Source organism: Vibrio nitrifigilis, from assembly GCF_015686695.1.
Lineage (GTDB): Bacteria > Pseudomonadota > Gammaproteobacteria > Enterobacterales > Vibrionaceae > Vibrio > Vibrio nitrifigilis.
The window spans coordinates 355,267-372,237 of sequence record NZ_JADPMR010000004.1 but is presented as its reverse complement, the minus strand read 5'-3'; the positions used below and the strand labels follow the sequence as shown (position 1 = coordinate 372,237).

The 16,971-nt window shown below is 42.2% G+C and carries 18 protein-coding genes; 8 read left to right on the top strand and 10 right to left on the bottom strand.

The window, feature by feature from the left end; all coding sequences use genetic code 11:
- Window positions 1–98: 98 nt before the first annotated feature.
- The 3 genes from I1A42_RS17925 to I1A42_RS17915 all read left to right on the top strand — a co-directional run bounded on the left by I1A42_RS17925 (window position 99) and on the right by I1A42_RS17915 (window position 2,271).
- The gene (locus tag I1A42_RS17925) at window positions 99–917 is read left to right on the top strand and encodes a carbon-nitrogen hydrolase family protein (RefSeq protein ID WP_196124278.1); all 819 of its coding nucleotides are present in this window, start codon (window positions 99–101) and stop codon (window positions 915–917) included.
- 76 nt (window positions 918–993) lie between these two features.
- Entirely contained in the window at window positions 994–1,566 is a 573-nt protein-coding gene (locus I1A42_RS17920) for a helix-turn-helix domain-containing protein (protein WP_196124277.1), read from the top strand.
- 69 nt (window positions 1,567–1,635) lie between these two features.
- Window positions 1,636–2,271: an alanyl-tRNA editing protein gene (locus tag I1A42_RS17915; RefSeq protein WP_196124276.1), complete on the top strand. Its 636-nt coding sequence runs from the start codon at window positions 1,636–1,638 to the stop codon at window positions 2,269–2,271.
- 192 nt (window positions 2,272–2,463) lie between these two features.
- Here I1A42_RS17915 and I1A42_RS17910 read toward each other — a convergent pair whose 3' ends face one another.
- Window positions 2,464–3,342, bottom strand: coding sequence for a LysR family transcriptional regulator (locus I1A42_RS17910; RefSeq protein ID WP_196124275.1), 879 nt, complete (start codon window positions 3,340–3,342; stop codon window positions 2,464–2,466).
- A 97-nt stretch (window positions 3,343–3,439) separates the two neighbouring features.
- Here I1A42_RS17910 and I1A42_RS17905 point away from each other — a divergent pair, with 97 nt between their 5' ends.
- The gene (locus I1A42_RS17905; RefSeq protein ID WP_196124274.1) at window positions 3,440–4,405 is read left to right on the top strand and encodes a nitrilase family protein; all 966 of its coding nucleotides are present in this window, start codon (window positions 3,440–3,442) and stop codon (window positions 4,403–4,405) included.
- Between the two features lie 203 nt (window positions 4,406–4,608).
- On the opposite strand, the gene I1A42_RS17900 is transcribed toward I1A42_RS17905, so the two are convergent.
- Window positions 4,609–5,619, bottom strand: a complete 1,011-nt coding sequence (locus I1A42_RS17900) for a S66 family peptidase (protein ID WP_196124273.1) — start codon at window positions 5,617–5,619, stop codon at window positions 4,609–4,611.
- Between the two features lie 174 nt (window positions 5,620–5,793).
- On the opposite strand from I1A42_RS17900, the gene I1A42_RS17895 reads away from it, so the two are divergent.
- The 3 genes from I1A42_RS17895 (at window position 5,794) to I1A42_RS17885 (ending at window position 7,919) form a co-directional block, all read left to right on the top strand.
- The gene (locus I1A42_RS17895; protein WP_196124272.1) at window positions 5,794–6,618 is read left to right on the top strand and encodes a sugar phosphate isomerase/epimerase family protein; all 825 of its coding nucleotides are present in this window, start codon (window positions 5,794–5,796) and stop codon (window positions 6,616–6,618) included.
- 86 nt (window positions 6,619–6,704) lie between these two features.
- Window positions 6,705–7,274: a helix-turn-helix domain-containing protein gene (locus I1A42_RS17890; RefSeq protein ID WP_230389645.1), complete on the top strand. Its 570-nt coding sequence runs from the start codon at window positions 6,705–6,707 to the stop codon at window positions 7,272–7,274.
- A 126-nt stretch (window positions 7,275–7,400) separates the two neighbouring features.
- Window positions 7,401–7,919 (top strand): cytochrome b/b6 domain-containing protein, encoded by a 519-nt coding sequence (locus I1A42_RS17885; protein WP_196124271.1) that lies wholly within the window; start codon window positions 7,401–7,403, stop codon window positions 7,917–7,919.
- Between the two features lie 115 nt (window positions 7,920–8,034).
- Here the strand turns inward: I1A42_RS17885 and I1A42_RS17880 are convergent, their stop codons facing one another.
- From I1A42_RS17880 to pdxA, 6 genes are all read right to left on the bottom strand, one after another.
- Entirely contained in the window at window positions 8,035–9,252 is a 1,218-nt protein-coding gene (locus tag I1A42_RS17880; RefSeq protein ID WP_196124270.1) for a 6-phosphofructokinase, read from the bottom strand.
- Window positions 9,253–9,273: 21 nt separating this feature from the next.
- Window positions 9,274–10,257 carry a 2-keto-3-deoxygluconate permease gene (locus I1A42_RS17875; protein ID WP_329604838.1) on the bottom strand — a complete coding sequence of 328 codons (984 nt, stop codon included), beginning with the start codon at window positions 10,255–10,257 and terminating at the stop codon, window positions 9,274–9,276.
- A gap of 147 nt (window positions 10,258–10,404) precedes the next feature.
- Window positions 10,405–10,860 (bottom strand): ribose 5-phosphate isomerase B, encoded by a 456-nt coding sequence (rpiB, locus tag I1A42_RS17870; protein WP_196124269.1) that lies wholly within the window; start codon window positions 10,858–10,860, stop codon window positions 10,405–10,407.
- A gap of 18 nt (window positions 10,861–10,878) precedes the next feature.
- Window positions 10,879–11,646 (bottom strand): triose-phosphate isomerase family protein, encoded by a 768-nt coding sequence (locus I1A42_RS17865; protein WP_196124268.1) that lies wholly within the window; start codon window positions 11,644–11,646, stop codon window positions 10,879–10,881.
- On the bottom strand, window positions 11,603–13,006 hold the full coding sequence (locus tag I1A42_RS17860; protein WP_196124267.1) for a four-carbon acid sugar kinase family protein: 1,404 nt from the start codon (window positions 13,004–13,006) through the stop codon (window positions 11,603–11,605). Before I1A42_RS17860 ends, I1A42_RS17865 begins: the two co-directional genes overlap by 44 nt.
- Before the next feature lie 10 nt (window positions 13,007–13,016).
- Entirely contained in the window at window positions 13,017–14,036 is a 1,020-nt protein-coding gene (pdxA, locus tag I1A42_RS17855; RefSeq protein ID WP_230389643.1) for a 4-hydroxythreonine-4-phosphate dehydrogenase PdxA, read from the bottom strand.
- A gap of 255 nt (window positions 14,037–14,291) precedes the next feature.
- On the opposite strand from pdxA, the gene I1A42_RS17850 reads away from it, so the two are divergent.
- Window positions 14,292–15,059 carry a DeoR/GlpR family DNA-binding transcription regulator gene (locus I1A42_RS17850; RefSeq protein ID WP_196124265.1) on the top strand — a complete coding sequence of 256 codons (768 nt, stop codon included), beginning with the start codon at window positions 14,292–14,294 and terminating at the stop codon, window positions 15,057–15,059.
- A gap of 74 nt (window positions 15,060–15,133) precedes the next feature.
- On the opposite strand, the gene argE is transcribed toward I1A42_RS17850, so the two are convergent.
- Together argE and I1A42_RS17840 are read right to left on the bottom strand one after the other, a co-directional pair.
- Window positions 15,134–16,300: an acetylornithine deacetylase gene (argE, locus tag I1A42_RS17845; protein ID WP_196124264.1), complete on the bottom strand. Its 1,167-nt coding sequence runs from the start codon at window positions 16,298–16,300 to the stop codon at window positions 15,134–15,136.
- Window positions 16,293–16,967, bottom strand: a complete 675-nt coding sequence (locus I1A42_RS17840; RefSeq protein ID WP_196124263.1) for a DUF1028 domain-containing protein — start codon at window positions 16,965–16,967, stop codon at window positions 16,293–16,295. The genes argE and I1A42_RS17840 overlap by 8 nt, the downstream gene beginning before the upstream one ends.
- Window positions 16,968–16,971: the final 4 nt, after the last annotated feature.

Sequence of the window (16,971 nt, the reverse complement as noted above, 5' to 3'; positions counted from 1 at the left end):
CGCTGGTTAATGATGACGTCTTGCCTATCTGAATTTTTCCTTTGTTACAGTAAGTTAGTAATCAAGCATCAATCGACCAGCGATAAGGATTATACAAGATGAAAATTACCTATGTTGAATTCCCTGAAGGTTTAACAGCCGAAGGTAGTGATTGGGAAGATATAAGGAAAAAAGTTGATTCTGAAAGACCTGATGTGTTGGTAACAAATGAAATGCCTTTTGGAAAATGGCTATCCGCAAGTAACAACTTCGACGCACAGTGCGCTGAAGAGTCTATTTCTGCTCATGACATTGGCATCAACGCATTAAAGGAGCTTAATATTCCTCTTATTCTGTCCTCACGACCAATCAAATGTGAGGATATTCTGGCAAACGAAGCGTTTGCTCTCGTAAATGGTGAATATAGCTTTGCACATCAGAAACATTACTTCCCTGAAGAGACGGGGTTTTATGAAACATCATGGTTTCGTACTGAAAAGAAAGGTTTTGATGTATTCAAAAGCGAGAATTTAGCCGTGGGTGTTCTTTTGTGTACGGAAGTCATGTTCAATGAATGGGCTAGGTCTTACCGACGCCAAGGCGCTCAATTAATTGTTGTACCTAGAGCAACAGAACAGAGCTTTGAAAAATGGAAAACAGCAGCATCAATGGCTGCAATTGTATCTGGTTGTTATGTCGTCAGCTCTAACCGTGTCGGAAAAATCAATGACCATTTAGTTTTCGGCGGTAAAGGATTTGCTTTTTCTCCCGATGGCTCGTTCATATCTGAAACTTCAACAGATAACCCCATAGTTTCATTTGAACTTGATTTAGAATTAGTTAAAAAACAGCAAAAACAATACCCATGTTATGTGCGTGAAACTTTCATATCGCAGTGCTTGCCCGAAAGATCAGTGACCACCCAAGACCAATCCTAGTTATTTCAGCTTTGTTGTATGCTATAACAGATTTATGATAACTTTTGTATGTTATAGCAGATTTAGGTTTAGGGTTATGCAGATAGACCAAGAAGTCAGTAAAAATTTACGTCGCATAAGGAAAGAAAAAGGCCTGACGTTGGATAAAACAGCGGAATTAACTGGGGTCAGTAAAGCCATGTTAAGTCAGATAGAACGTGGGGTATCTAGTCCAACTATCGCAAGACTATGGCAGATAGCTACAGGGTTAAATGTATCCTTCTCACAGTTCGTTATTGCAAGTCCGGTGATAAACACTCAGCCAAACATACTCAAAATGAGTGATGACCGCTCTGCAGATGATTGGGTCAATGATGATTTTTTCGTCAATGTACTTTTCCCTTACGACGCGTCACTTAGCTTCGAGGTTTATGAACTTGGACTTAAAGAAAGTTACGAACATAAATCAGAAGCGCATAACCTCGGTGTAATTGAGCACGTTATATGTGTATCTGGGCGAATGGCAATTCACTGTGACGATGCTTGGCATGTTTTGGGAGAAGGACAAGCTATTCGTTTTAGTGGTGCTCAGCCTCATTCATATAAGAATATTGGTAATGGTCGCGCTGTTTTTCACAACATTATTTACTATCCTCCGACTGATTACTGATCTCTACATTATTAATAGGCCTGTCATTATTGGCTTTGTTTTTGAAATGGATTTTAAAAAGGGAAAATTATGACTAAAAAAATCTTTTGGGAAGACCCCTATCTATGTGAACTAACATCTCGTGTCACCAGTATCGACAGTCAAACTATCGAACTGTCCGAAACTATCTTTTATGCAGAGTCTGGTGGTCAAGAAAGTGATCACGGCACAATCGGTGGAATTGAGGTAATTCGAGCTGATAAAACAGGGACACGTATTCAGTATACTCTCAATTCTGCTCCTCCCTTCTCCATTGGAGACGACGTGATTACGGTAATAAGTTGGCCTAGAAGATATTCTCTGATGAAGCTCCATTTTGCTGCGGAGTTAGTTCTTGAGTGCTTTTATAAACGTCTGACCATAGAGAAAATTGGGGCTCATATTTCTGAAGACAAAAGCAGAATCGACTTTCGTTATGATGGAAATATTGGAAGCTTAGCTGAAGAAATAGAAAAACAAGTACAAGAAATAGTTGATGCTGATCTTGTGGTTGAAAGTTGTTTTTCCGATGTAGGTCAGGAACGAAGATATTGGAAAATTAATGGATTCTCTGAGGTTCCTTGCGGAGGCACACATATCCGTAGAACGTCTGAAGTTGGCAAAGTGAAATTACGGCGAAGAAATCTTGGTCGAGGAAAGGAACGAGTAGAAATTACGGTAGAATAAGCGCTTTATGGCGCTTATTCATTATTGAAGTATGTCAAATAACGACACAAATCTGCTGGGCTTAAATTGAATGGGGCTAAAAGGTTTCAGCCAGAGCATTCTGAAACGAAAGTGGACAAAAAATACTAGCCCCATTAGAGCTGTCTTTTCATTCGACAGCATAACTTTAAGTAAGAGCAAGGTAACTTCGAGTCAGAGATTAGCATGTGGTTCTGTAACGACAAACTGAATGAAACGGTCTCTCGCAGCACAATCTAGCCGCTCATTCCAAATTAGGCCTATATCCCAGACGGCACTTGGACTACTCAATGGAATAAGTCGAACACTATCATTAGCAATATGGCCAACGCTGGCAGGAACAATTGTAAACCCCGTATTAGCAGAAACGAGAGCGAGCAGTGTAGCAATATCATCCGCTTCCTGTACCGGGTTTATTGATTGATTTTCCTCTATTAATAACTTGTCTATCTGCTTCGATAACCCTTTCCCTCGTTCTGGAGTAAGCCTTAAATAATCCAAATGATCTAATGCATCCCAAGGGTTATCCTCATCTATAGTATGGCTACGGTGAACGGCGATCACTAAATGATCGGATTTAAGCTTGATACCTTTAAGTGGAGAGGACACAGGAAGTCGGCTGAAACCAAGCTGAAGCTCTCCACGAAGTAACAAATCCGTTTGTACCTGTGATGGTATGTCATTGAGTTCAATATGAATATGAGGAAACTGTGATTTAAACCTTACGATATAATCTGGCGCTAACATATAAGAAGATATACCGAACCCCATTTTTAAAGATCCTGTTATCCCCTCAGAGACCCGATACGTTAGAGCTTGGAAAGCGCTGAAATTATCCACCAAACGCTGTGCTTCAGGTAACAACACCTGTCCGGCAGACGTTAAACATGCGCCCTTTCTCCCTCTCTCAAACAAGACCAATCCAATATGAGCCTCCAGACGCTGAATCTTTTTGGTTAGCGCTGATTGGGTGATGCAAAGGTGCTCAGACGCAACTCGGTAGTTACAATCTAATGCTAACTGACAAAATGTTCGTAGTTGATCGATATCCATTCTATATGGTCATTGAATGTAGAATATTCTTCATTATATGGAATGTAACTGAGTTTTTATACTGACAACGTTAATAGTCAACAGCTAAGGAGCTTTCATGCAAGACATACGCGTTGCCTCAGTTCAGTTTAATCACAGAGCCAATGACAAGCACTATAATATCTCGATTATTCAGCATTATGTCGAAGAAGCAGCAAAGTTTGATGTGAGTATTATTGTCTTCCCCGAAATGTGCATTACCGGATACTGGCATGTATCAAAACTCAGTAAGCGAGAGGTTCAAGATCTGGCGGAGTTTGTTCCCCAAGGAGAAATATCTTTGGCTCTACTTGCTATGTCCGAGAAGTACCAGATCAGTATTGGTGCTGGGCTAATTGAAATAGATGAGAAAGGGAAACTCTATAACACCTATCTAGTAGCGATGCCTGATGGTCGACTGGCGAAACATCGAAAACTGCATACTTTTGTGAGTCGACACATGACAAGCGGTAATGAATATACCGTGTTTAACACCCCACATGGATGTCGCGTCGGAATACTTATCTGTTGGGATAACAACTTGATTGAAAACGCTAGAATCACGGCCCTCAAAGGAGCAGATATTCTGCTTGCTCCCCACCAAACCGGTGGATGTGACTCCCGTAGCCCTAACGCTATGGGACTTATCGATACACAGTTATGGTACGACCGAAACCAAACCCCTGAGGCCATTCGCCAAGAGATGCATGGACACAAAGGCCGTGAATGGCTAATGCGCTGGTTGCCTTCACGAGCTCATGACAACGGGATGTTTCTAATATTTAGCAATGGTGTGGGTGTCGATATGAATGAAGTCAGGACGGGAAATGCCATGATCCTCAATCCATATGGACAGATCTTAGCTGAAACCGATAGTGTTGATAATGATATGGTTATTGCAGATCTCAAAGCACAGGAGCTAGATATGTGTACGGGCAGGCGTTGGATTCGTGGCCGCAGGCCAGAACTCTATCAACCACTAACAGTCAAAGGCAATGAATTATCAGCATTTGACGCGAGGTTTTCCAAAGAAGAAATCGACTAGAGTTACTATGTATCCGGTTGGCTAACTTGGACTTATCCTGACTGGCAATCCCGTTTGGACGATAGACAATACAAATGTCAAAAAACAACAGAACTAAATAATGGAATAAATTCAAAAAAAACAGGCACTTCCTAAAGTGCCTGTCCTCATCGCTCATGTTTAAAATGATAACAATATAAAAACAACCTTACTAAGCACTGTCTTTAATCACCTATCCAAGGCTGATCAAGTACGACTTGCTGTTCATCGAAATCGATCGTCATATGAGCTCCCATCGGGGTTACTAGCATTGGATGGGTATGGCAACTATCAAAACCATTCACAATTGGCACTTTCTTGCCATCAAGCACTTCAAGTAATACACCCAGCGGTGAACGGTAGGTTTCTCGATGATCAAACCCTTCATGTTTACCCAAAATAATGGCCCCGACTTTATCAAAAATTCCACTCAATTTTAGATGGACAAACGACCGCTCAACGGTCTCGATACCTTTAAGGGAATCTTCGATTAGCAAAATATCACCCTGCTGAATCTCAGGCATATAAGGCGTTCCCCAAATTCCAGCCATGGTATTCAGGTTACCGCCGATGATGCGACCAGATACTTTACCTTCACCAAGAAAGTCCCAATGGTTCGCATTGGTTGGTTTTGCCTCTACTTGTGTTTCCCAATCAATACGAGCATCCGTCCAATATTTCGGCATTTCATAATGATAGCGAGTCTGAGAATCGCGACATAGGAGATCAAAAAAGGACGCAAAGGTTTGATCCACCAGCGGTGGTAATTCACCAAAAGAGGCGACTAATGCTGGGCCATAATAGGTCACAATTCCGGTTTGCTGATAGATGCCTAGCAGCAATGCGGTTACATCAGAGTAGCCAATAATGATTTTCGGGTCTTGTTTGAGCTCTTCATAATCAATGTAGGGTAATAACGCGTTACTATTGTTACCACCGATAGTCGAGATTAAACAACGCACTTCAGGATCTCGAATAAGTTGATTGAGTTCCTCTGCCCGAGCATGAATCGAACCAGAGCGATAATTATCATCTTTCCCAGTTAAATTCCCTGCTTTTAAACAAAACCCCTGATTTTCGAGATACGCTTTTGCGCGAGCAAAACGATTAGGAGCAAAAACAGTGGCAGGCGATGAAGGAGAGAAAAAGCCGATGGTATCGCCTGCTTTTAACTTAGGAGGTAGTGTAGTTATCATTCTGATTCCTCTAATTAATTTATACAGTCATTATAAAACAATAGCATACCGTACATAATTGATTTGTGATGAATTGACGAGTTATTAGTTACCCTCTAGCACATTGAAATTTGACTTAGCCCCCCCATCTGTCGTTATTATGTGATAAAGCGCACATATTGCTATGGAGGCAAAATGATCAAAGCACTACACGGAGTATCCACCTATCACTCTAATGCGGTGTCAGATATCCACCTGGCACACGAGACAGGCTATGATGGTGTGGAATTTTTCATCGATAAGCTCATACGCTACTTAGACAACGGCGGTAAAGCTCGCCAATTGAAACAGCGTTTGGACCATTACGATTTAAAAGCTACCTGCATCAATGCTCTTATGGGAGTCGACAGACACAGTGGCACCGACCGTCAAGTGCTATTGACCGAAGCAGAGAGAATCACTCAAGTTGCGGCAGAACTGGAATGTCCAACAGTTCAACTCAACCCTGGTCATTATACTGACCACTGCACAACATCAGATCGTGTAGCCATCATCACACAAAATATCGGCGAGATTGCGCGTATTGGTGAACGTTATGGTATCCGTTATCAAATAGAATTTGTTGCATCGAGCCAATTCAACACCCTGCCACTTGCGATGCAAGTGATTGATACCCTAGGGGTCGATAATGTCGGAGTCGTCATGGATTTTTGGCATTTGCATGCTCGAGGAGTATCGACACCGGAAGATGTCGCTAACTTCGACGCTAATAAAATATTTGGCGTACATTTTTGCGATGGCCGCCGCCCACGAGATAATGAACCATGGGATGAGATGGTGCTACGTAACTACATGCCAGGTGAAGGAGAAATTGATATCCCAGCCTACGTTGCTGCGGTGAAGCAAACGGGCTATGACGGCGCTTGGTCACCAGAGCTGATTAGTCCGACCTTATGGGAAGAGGACCATAAAATTGTCGCAGAGATGTGCCTTGAAAATATGAGTCACTATATCGACTGATCGAACCTCATAAAGGCGTATTTAATACGCCTTTTTGCATCCATCCTATATAAAGTTATGATATTGTTGATATTAAGTTAGATAGGATGAGAACTTTGACCATGGAAGCGCCAGAATCACACCTAAAGCAGCACATTTCACAACACCTAAAAGCCCTACGCGCTGAACGTAAATTGAGTTTAGACGCAGTAGCAAAACTGACCGGTGTCTCCAAAGCGATGCTCGGACAGATTGAACGTGAAGAATCGAGCCCAACCATTGCTAAACTATGGCAAATTGCGAGTGGCTTGGATACCTCATTCTCAGCGTTTTTATCATCTGCACACTCACACTCACAACCGCGCAGACAAGAAGACGTCGATTTCCCTGATGATCCAAATATGCAGATCGTGACTATGATGCCCTATGATCCAAGGGTTAAACTGGAAATGTTTGATATTCATCTGTCTAATCATCACGAACAACACTCTGAAGCACACGCCCATGGCGTACTTGAAACCGTTTGGGTTCTTGAAGGTACTCTCGACCTTTTTTATGACAACGAATGGCACACTTTTGTCGCCCAAGACACCGTTCGCTTCTACGCAGATCAACCTCATGCTTATAGAGCTAACAGCCCAGCCGTTCGCTTTCAAAATATTGTACATTACACCTAAATGCTTAAAGGCAATCGTTGAGTGACTTCTTAAATATTCACCAAGTGCTAAACCGTCCTTAAGTCTCTCTTAAGTGACCAAGCTTATGCTTTTGTTTGTATACCTCACTATGAATAGGAAAAGGTTATGAACAAACCATTTGTTTGGGATGCGCTGGTTAGGCTGACTCACTGGATAGTCGCGGCTCTCTTTCTCGCCAACTACTTTATCTTGCCCAAAGGTAGCGAACCTCACCAGTGGGCCGGATATATTGTCATTGTCGCGGTGATCATTCGTTTAATTTGGGGGGTAATCACCCATTCGCCTGCGCGTTTATCTCGCTTTAAACCTTCACCTCGTAAAGCCATTGAGCATTTAAAAGAGGTCAAAGCCACTCACCAAGATCATCACCTTGGGCACAACCCCGCTGGCGCTATTATGATATGGCTCATGTGGGCATTACTCTTAGCGACAGGTATAACTGGTTGGGGCACCGAGTGGAGTATATTTCATCATGCCCACTGGCTAAAAGAAACGCATGAAACATTAGCCAGTATCACAATGACTGCTGTTGCCATTCACGTTGCTGCAGTGATAGTAATGAGCAAAGTCACCCATCGTTCCTATATCCGCAGTATGTGGATTCCGAAAAAGTCGACTCAATAAATCGCAATAGATACAGAGTAAGAAATAACTGGAGAATCATAACGGGTGAATTATGATTCTCCCGGACAAGGTCCGCTTTTAGGGTAAGATGAGTTCCTACAAAAATTAAATTCAATTAATACAAACTGATATACTCGGGAATACCATTTCGGTAGTTAAGCTTGGTTTCTCCTTCAATTAGCGGTTTCATGTAGTCAATCATGCTGGCAGATACATCATTACGTTCAGTCGAAATCCAATCCAGTGGAACTTTCTTTTCCTGATTGGCAATCAGTGCGATATCCGCAACAACAAATTCAATCGCATAAGGTTGATCACTGAGGCGATGAATGCCGACCATTTTGCCAGTTTCGCCGTCTAACGCGGCTTGTAGTGCTTTAGCTCCCAGTAATTTCGATTCATTTAAGTCGGTTTTACTCGATAAATGACCAGCGCAACGTTGCATCAAATTCAGTTCAATCGAGCGCACTTTGCCGCCGATGCGATGGCGAACTAAGTTCTCTAGATACTTCCCTGTACCTGAGATAAATTGATGACCAAATGCATCAAGCGCATTACCTTTTATCACTGATAAGTATTCACCTTGAACGTTTTTCAAACCTTCACTCACAGCGATAAGAACAGGTTTACCGCGCTGGAGTTTGCTTTTTACATCATTAATAAATTGCTCTTGATCGAACGGCACTTCACAAAGATAAATAAAATCGGGCCCTTTACCTCCGTTCAAACGTGACAGTGCTGCTGATGCAGTAAGCCAACCGGTATTGCGTCCCATAATTTCAACAATAGTGACCGATGGCCGGTTATACACAAAACAGTCCTTTTCTAGTTCAGCAAATGTCGTCGCTATGTATTTGGCCGCCGAACCAAACCCTGGGCAATGATCGGTGCCTACCAGATCATTATCTATCGTTTTGGGCGCTCCAATAAATTGGATATCTTCGATGCATTTTAACTCACAGTATTGAGCGAGTTTTTTCACAGTATCCATCGAATCATTGCCACCAATATAAATAAAGATGGTGACACCCTTCGCCTTTAACGCATCAATAAGCTGCTGGTAAATGGGACTATCATTCATATTCTCTGGCAATTGATAACGACAAGCACCAAGTGCTGATGCTGGTGTATAAAACAACATATCCAGCTCAATATCATTATGTATGCGTTGATTGATATCGATAAACTGTTGATTGATTACCCCTTCAATCCCATTTAACGCTCCATACACATGATCAATACTATCGTTTCGTTTTGCTAACTCCAGAATACCAACTACCGTTGCGTTGATAGCAGGAGTTGGACCTCCTGATTGGGCGACCATAATATTCATAGCGTATTCCTACACACCTTTTTAAATATGAACATGTTCGTGATTATCCAATGCCGCTTCTTTAGCGCGTTTTTTCTTCATCCTGCTATCAAAAAACGCCACTAAGAACGGACACAAAAACAGCGTAATAATCGATGCCGTTGCACACTGAGCCGTTGCCATAGGCACTAAGTGGGCCATCGATGGATCGGCCGCGGCAATCGCGGCTGGCGTCATTGCGGAGTTTAATGCTGTGGTACCAATAGCCGCCCCCATCGCGCTGCGTTCGTCTTTTTTCAGTAAAGCGTTATACAAGAAATAAAATAAGATACCGCTCGCAGCTGAAATAAGACCTAAGATGATGCCTGATGCTCCCGCTGTCGCTAATGTGGAAAGGTCGGTGCTAGAACCAATAGAGATGGTCATAAAAAAGGTCACGATAGGCTGAGCTTTTTGGCACGTTGTCTTAAAGTGCTCATCCAAATTCCCCCATACAAACCCAATTAATAGAGGAATAATGGTGGCAACCAGCGCTTGAAACGGAATACTCGCTAAGCCCGTCGCTCCGAGTGCAACCAAGGTAAAAAATGGGCCATCGTTCAGTGACAAAATTGAGATTGCACCGGTATCGGTTGGCTTACCAAACTGAGCTGATAGCGAAATATACAACGAGCTATTGGAGTTAGTGATCGCCGCAATCATGACCATTGGCGTTAACCCCATCCAACCTAACGGGCCAAAAAATTTGGCAACAGCTAATCCGAGCAATACACCAAGAATAAATTTCATCCCTGTTAAGATACTTCCCTTATAAAGGGGCATCCCGACTTGCCTGACATTGATCGATGAACCACACAATATCAAAAATAGCCCCATCATCGCGGGCTGACCATTTTTAAACAGACCGGTAGTAAAACCTCCTATTTCAAAAAATTCGGGGAATAGTGTTTTTATCGCGACAGCTAATATTAGCGGGACTATCACTAGACCGCCTGGCATTTTTTCAAGCTTTTCTAAAAGTTTCACGTTATTCTCCTTAAGCTATAAAGAGTATGTTGAGTACTCTTATAACGAGGGAATAGCTAACAGCTAACGCCGTTAGCTATTAATGGATTATAAAAGTTATTGGATTTAAATATTTATAATTATTTTACTTGGCTTTCTTTATTTTAATTAAACAGCCAAATGTTCATTTTCATATTCTTTGATTTTTTCTACTTTTGCAGTAGAACCTGCACCAGAGAATTCACAATTTAACCATACATCTAATAAATAGGTTGCTAATTGAGGTGCAATAACACGCGCCCCCATTGTAATAATTTGCGCATCATTGCTTTTACGAGAACGTTCAGCTGAATAAGCATCATGGCAGCACGCTGCACGAATGCCTTTCACTTTGTTAGCTGTAATCGCCATACCAATCCCAGTCCCACATAGCAGCACACCACGTTCACATTCTTTATTCTGAATCGCAGTCGCTACATCTAAAGCAACATCAGGATAAAGCACGCACTCTTCTTTCGTTTTTGTCCCATAATCGACTACATTGATATTTTTTTCTTGCAGATGTTTTTTTAAAATTTCTTTTAATTCATACGCCGCTTCATCACAACCAATAGCAATATTCATGATTCTTTCTCCTTTAAATCAAATATTTTTAATCGCGCTTTCTGTAATTTTTCTAAAGTTTTCTGGATTTAATCCAAAACGACCAATAAATACGCCATCCACATCATTTAAACCTAATAGTTCATCTGATGTTTCACAGCTTACTGAACCACCATAAATAATCCGAATATCATCACTGACATCTTGGCCGAAATACTCTTTCACGATATTACGAATATAACAGTGCATATTTTGAATATAATCCAACCCTGCGGTTTTACTTTTACCTATTGCCCATACAGGTTCATACGCAAGAATGGTTTGTTTTAGAAAATCATGATTTAACCCAGATAGCATCGTCACAACTTGTTCTTTTAAGGCCGCCTGTGCACGATCTTGAGCGAGATCCTCTGAAGTTTCACCAATACACACCACTGGAGTAAAACCAAACTCTTGGCAAATACGCAGTTTCTTATTCACGGTTAAATCGGTTTCATTAAAGAACTTTTTACGTTCTGCGTGGGCAAGTTCAACATACTGACAGTTCAGCTCTTTGAGCATTGGCGCAGGCACTTCGCCGGTAAATGCGCCTTTGGTTTCAAAGCACATATTTTGTGCTCCCCAACCAATCTGCCCTGATTTAAAAATGGTTGATAAGCCTTGAATTAATGGAAAAGCTGGCAAAATGAAAATATCCACGTCGGTGATTTGCCCGACTTCCTGATGTATTCCTTGTGCGAGTGCTAACCCCTCTTCGAGAGTATTAACATGCATTTTCCAGCTTGCCCCTACTACTTTCCTTCTCATGAGTTTTCCCTCTTAGAGATTCATTAAATAGCCGTTCGACAATCTCGGTCACGATATGGTCGTTACCCGTCATGCCCCCCTTACAAATGAACGGCATATCTTTATATTCACCATCGATAAACCGACCTATGTCCGTTTGCGGAATCACGTAATCGATTAACTCAATACAATGAACATGCAGCCTTTCACAAACATTGACCATGGTGTCACCACCTGTCATGTATAGCCCTGCTACCTTTTCTTTCCCTACACGCTGAATCAATTGACCGACAATTTCACCTAGAGCAACGTTAATGCGTTTCGAACACTCACCGAGTGCCAAATTGTATTTATGATCCGTTTTGTTCAGATCTAGCCGACGCCCTTTTAACGCAGTTTCGATAATGATGGATTTGGCTTTAGGGTGCTTTTTAATCACCGCCATAATGTCATCTAAGGCATCACGAATCGCTTCATCCGTATTCAAAATCAGATCGATAGCATTGAGGTGGACTCTTTGATTACGTTTATCAGCACACAACACCTCCATCTGCTTTTTCGTCACTTCAGTCGCACTGCCCGCTGCAATAATTACCATTTTATTTTCCTGCGAGCGGTGGCGTGTGGTGACCTGTAAATCGGCATTAGAATCATCGGTTTGATGGGTATCGCAATGGCGTAATGCTAATTTCTCTGTGAGTGCTCCAGGGTCAACCGACAACACCTTCCATTGCAATTCCACTAAAGCATCAGCAATCACTTCAACATCATCTTCAGAGACCGCATCAACCAAAATAATTCGGTCACCTTTTGCTCTCGCAACGTTTAATGCTTGCTTAAGCTCCTCTACACCAGCCATCACCGAATCAATGGTCACAAGACCAACTTGCTGCTGAGATTGCTCACTAATCAGACGCGGAATGTAGTTTTCACGCACAGGTGTTTTCACATCATTAAACACTTGAGTACGAATCAGCGGTACTCCTTCAATCAAAGAAAAACCACCAACCATAATCCGGCGTGATTTCGGCATGGAAGGCACCATCACCGCTACATACTCGTCGCCCAATACATCCAGCATGGCATCGATCTCTACGCCGATACCACCACGCAGGGTGGTATCTGTGCGTTTGGAGAATTGTGTAATGCCTAGTGTCTGTAAACTCTTGGTTGCTTTGGCAACTTCTGCATAGGCCTGATCTTTGGGTAAAGAACGGCTATCACTACTGACAATCAAACCGTCATATTTGGCTAAATCACTATTATCATTAAGATTAGAATCACTAAATATTGCAGCAGTTTTAATCCCTGATCGCGACAATAGCACTCCGACCGTGGTGGCACCGGTTAGGTCATCAGCTACAGCTCCTATTACTGGCATACGTTCACCTTTACTGGTTGTCGTGTTTCATTTTGGCGTATTCGGCAACTTTAATAGTGGATTCAAGCATACTTACGGATTGAGCAATCCCTTTACCAGCAATGTCAAAAGCCGTGCCGTGGTCAACGGAACTTCTCATAAATGGCAAACCGAAAGTAATGGTGATCGATTTTTCAAAGTCATATGTTTTACACGCAATATGACCTTGGTCGTGATAAAGCGACAAAATGGCATCAAAGCGGCCATCTTTACCTTGATAGAATACTGAGTCGGCAGGCAATGGACCGACAGCATTAATACCGAGTTTTTTCGCTTCTTCAACCGCTGTAATCAATTGGTCAATTTCTTCGCGACCAAACAGACCATTATCACCACCATGTGGGTTCATCGCAGCAACCGCAATTAATGGATTTTTGAAGTTGATTTGTGTTAACTCCGTATTAATGTTTTTTACGAAATCAAGCACGACATCTTTAGACGCAAAATCAATCGCATCTTTTAGCGCCATATGACGGCTCACGAAGAACACGCGCAATTTATGAGTAGAGAACATAGTGAGCGCATATTTAGAGTCGGTTTCATCTTGATAAAGTTCAGTATGGCCAGGCTGTGTCACCCCAGCGAGTTTGATGGCTCTCTTGTGAATTGGCGCCGTTGATACCGCATCAATTTTGCCTGCCTTACCAAGCTCAATTGATTTCATGATGTAATCCACACTCATGCGACCAGCAAGCTCTTGCACTTCTCCGTACACCACGGATGAGCAGTCATATTGGTTAGGTTCAAGAACATCAATCACACCAAATTGATACTTACCTTCACTTGGGTCACTGATTTTGTTGTAAACGATAGGCTGGGTAACACCGATGACGTCTTCAGTTTTTTGTAGGATTGGAAGACTGCCAATGATAAAAGGTTTGCATTGATCATAGAGTTCTTTGCTGTCCTTCATCATTCTTAATACGATTTCTGGACCGATACCTGCTGGATCTCCCATTGTTACAGCAGTAATAGGTTTAAAATCACTCATTGTCATCCCCTTAATTATTAGAAGTATTAAAAGTTCTATCTTTGCGTCTTGTTCTTTCTGACGTTCAAATAGTAAGCAATAATTCCGAGGAAAACTTTTTTTTGTTTGCGTTTTGCTTTCGTTATTTGATTTTTCCTATTTTTTATTGGTGTTTTTTTGTTTTTGTTGGTGAAAACAGTTGTAAATATCCAACTAATTTGATAGTGTCCGGTTGGATTGTATTTTCATTTACTAAGTATGTAAGGAGCGTCATCTGTGCTAACGTCTAAAAGACACGATGATATTCTTAAGTTATTGGAACAAAACGAAAGAATTACCACTAAAGAACTCAGTGAATGTTTAAATACCTCGCCTACGACGATCCGGACTGATCTTGCCTACCTAGAAAGCTTAAACCTCATTCAAAAGTTCCATGGCGGCGCAGCGCTAGTCAAAAAAACCAGTCCACTCAGTGAATTAATATTTTCAAACCGTGAACATTTAAATCACGAAGAGAAAAACATCATTACTGATGAAGCGTTAAATCATATACAAGATGGCCAATGCATCATCTTAGATGCCAGTTCTACATCGCTCATGCTCTCGAAAAAGCTTGGCCAATTTAGCAAACTCACCGTCGTCACCAACGGTATCTACAACATGTTGGTGCTTAAAGACATGCCCAGCATCAATATTATTTTTATTGGTGGCGTGGTCACAAAAGACTCCGGTTCTATTGAAGGATTACTTGGGGAAGATCTGGTGAAAAATATCTCGGCTGATGCCATCTTCTTTTCTGCACACGGTTTGTCACAGAATGAGGGCGCGACAGATTTTAATTTATACGAAGTCTCATTAAAAAACTTGATGGCCAGCCGCGCCAAACGCAAGATCGCGCTGATCGATCACTCCAAAATAGGCAACACGTCGGTCGCATCATTCTGCAAATTTGCTGATATCAACCTTCTCATCACCGATCAGAAAGCAGATAAAGCAATTATCAACGACTTCACTAAACATGGTTTAGATGTCACCATCGCGTGATTCCAGCAAATTTAACAATAAAATAGCCCATCATTGGATGGGCTATTGTGATATTCAATATCTCACATTCTATTTTAACTTTCGGTCATCCACTGGCGTAGGTTTTTCAGCATATGAGTGCAAAGTTCTAATTGCTCAACAGTGACAAACTCATCCGGCTTATGACCTTGTGCCATACTTCCAGGGCCACAAACTACAGTGGCAATACCGAGTTCATCAAATAAGCCACCTTCAGTCCCGAATGCTACTGTTTCAAATTGATCATTGTCGCTCCAACTCGCTACTAATTGAGCAAACTCTGACTGAGGGTCCGTTAATAACGGCGGATAGGACGATAGAGATTCAAATTTGATATTGGATTCTGGATGCTTTTTGTTCATTTTCGGCTGCAACGTGTTCTGTGCATACTCAATCAGTGAACCAAATGTAACGCCTGCATCCATACCCGGTAGGTAACGCATTTCAATATCAAAAAAACAAAATTCAGGCACGATATTTAATGCACTTCCACCTTGGATAACCCCTGTCTGCATAGTACTAAAAGGGGGTGAAAATCGATCATCTTTAATCGCTTCTAAAGACTCTGAGAGCTCCGTTGCCCTGGAAATAAGTTTTGCAGCATATTCAATCGCATTGACTCCATCAGGCGCATACGCAGAGTGGCATGCATGCCCCTCAACCTTACAACGCATCGCTACTTTGCCCTTATGACCAAACACTGGTTTCATTTCCGTTGGTTCACCGACAATACACATCAGTGGCTTATCCGCAGAGGCTTGGATATGTTCGATTAGACTACGAACACCCAAACAACCGACTTCTTCATCATAAGAAAAAGCCAAGTGCAGTGGCATTCGTAACTGACTCTGCTGAAAATGCGGTATAGCGGCTAATACACAGGCAATATAGCCTTTCATATCAGCGCTGCCACGTCCGTAACATTTACCGTCACGTTCAGTCATAATAAACGGTGGAACACTCCACTTTTGTCCATCCACCGGAACAACATCGGTGTGTCCCGATAGCATTACACCACCATCGCCACTTGGACCTAATCGCGCGTATAAGTTCGCCTTGGTGTGCTCTTGATTAAAGATGAGTGTGGACTCTACACCCACTGTTTCTAAATACTCTTTAATAAACATCATCAAGTCGAGGTTTGATTCTCGACTTGTGGTATCAAATTTCAATAACTGACCAAGAATATCTCGCACACTATCTAGCTGAAATGAATTATTCATTTCCAGGGACTCCGTAACTTGGCGCTTCACGTGGATCAAGTGCTCTTGTTACATAAGCCTCCATTTGTGGTTCATAATCTTGCCAAAGCTTTTTCAGTTCTTTGATAGGGTTGTCGTCAGCCCAATCAACTCGCAAATCGACCAGTGGCCAAGGATAGTCATCCACCACCTTCACTGCCGCGGAATGAACAGGCCCCATTTCACCACCTTGTTGTAACCCGGCTTCAAGTGCAATAAGCAAACTGGCAGTCAAGCTTTCTTCAGAATCCTCAAACGCTTTCACCATGGCATCTATCACCTCAGTATTCGCCACCATGTTACCAGCCGCAACGCAGTTGTTACCTTGCACTAAGTTGTGAATACCTAATGTTTCTGTACCGCTAAAACAAGCACTTTCGCCGTGAATATCAATGATCGTCAATTGACGATAAGCACTATGCTCATCTTCTTTTATGGCCTGCTTTATCGCTTCTTGAGGTGTTTTTCCTGCTTCTAACGCACTAAGCATTTTGTGGCCGAGTGAAGGCAGGGTGATATTTTGGCTTGATACCGCCCCCACCCCAGCTAACAACCAAGGACAGCGCGCCCCAACGCAAATACTTGAAGAACTAATGGCAATGCCCAGTTGCCCAGTTTTCGGGCAACGCGCCGCTATAGAGATCGTCATAAAT